The organism is Vibrio sp. Vb1554, assembly GCF_033344235.1.
The window spans coordinates 1-1,112 of record NZ_JAWPOJ010000380.1; the positions used below are offsets into that span (position 1 = coordinate 1).

Annotated in this window: 2 protein-coding genes; both read left to right on the plus strand. The window is 43.3% G+C overall.

Translation table 11 applies throughout. The annotated features are described in order from the left end of the window. A partial coding sequence (locus tag R8N28_RS26440) for a LysR substrate-binding domain-containing protein (protein ID WP_318183816.1) occupies nucleotides 1-392 on the plus strand: 392 nt, incomplete at its 5' end. Nucleotides 393-659: 267 nt separating this feature from the next. After that, nucleotides 660-1,112, plus strand: a 453-nt coding sequence (locus R8N28_RS26445; RefSeq protein WP_318183817.1) for a DUF1097 domain-containing protein, incomplete at its 3' end; no start/stop codon positions are given.

The following is a 1,112-nucleotide window of genomic DNA, read 5'->3' on the forward strand; positions in this document are numbered from 1 at the left end:
CTCATCATCCTTTTGCTCGTAACCCTTCGGTCAGTTTAGCTCAATTAGAGCAGGCGAAATGGGTGTTGCGTGAGCATGGCTCAGGTACTCGTAAAACCTTTGATAGCTCCATTCATCATTTGATTGAAGATTTAGATGTATGGCGTGAGTATGAACACGTTCCTGTGTTGCGCAGCTTGGTGGCTAACGGACAATACTTAACTTGTTTGCCATATTTGGATGTTGAACGTTACATTGAGGCTGGACGTTTAGTCGCGCTAAACGTACCAGATCTGAAAATGGAGCGCACATTGTCCTTTATTTGGCGTGCGGATATGGCCGAAAACCCGTTGGTCGATTGCATCAAGCGTGAAGGTTTGCGCATGATGAAGGGCAAACCATCCGTCTTATAGGTACTATCAATTTTAATGGGCTCTGCATCGCAGGGCCTTTTTTATCTCTTTTATGCGTCCATCTCTGTTTTTGTTATTTTCTAAATCTGTTGATTTATCGGTTGCGTCAAATAATTTGTGTAAAACATGAAACGAAAGGTGATATTGTTGTGATCATTATCACCGATAAACTGGCGCGATGTGCCTAGTATTGGTTCTTGATTTCAATGTATGAAGGCAGTTATCAAACCAAAAGGGTGCGATAGTCGCCGAGCAGGTACGAATACCATGACAACACTTTTAGCTATCTCTATTACTACTGGGATTCTGTCCGGCGTTTGGGGTTGGATTGCCATTTCTCTTGGCCTTTTATCTTGGGCAGGCTTTTTAGGCTGTACAAGCTACTTCGCTGCTCCAACGAGTGGATTAAAAGGTTTAGCGACAAGCTTAATTACTAACTTGACCGGTGTATTCTGGGCAATGGTAATTATTTATGGCTCCACTTACGCAGGTTTAGAGATCTTGGGTTATGTGATCACAGCTGTTGTAGCGTTTTTCATGTGTATTCAAGCGAAACAGGCTTGGCTCGCGTACATTCCAGGCACTTTTATTGGTTCCTGCGCAACATTTGCCGCTGATGGAAACTGGCAACTTGTCATTCCATCTTTGCTGCTAGGTGGTGTGTTTGGTTATCTAATGAAAGCGACTGGACTTTGGTTGCATACGAAATCAAGCACTACT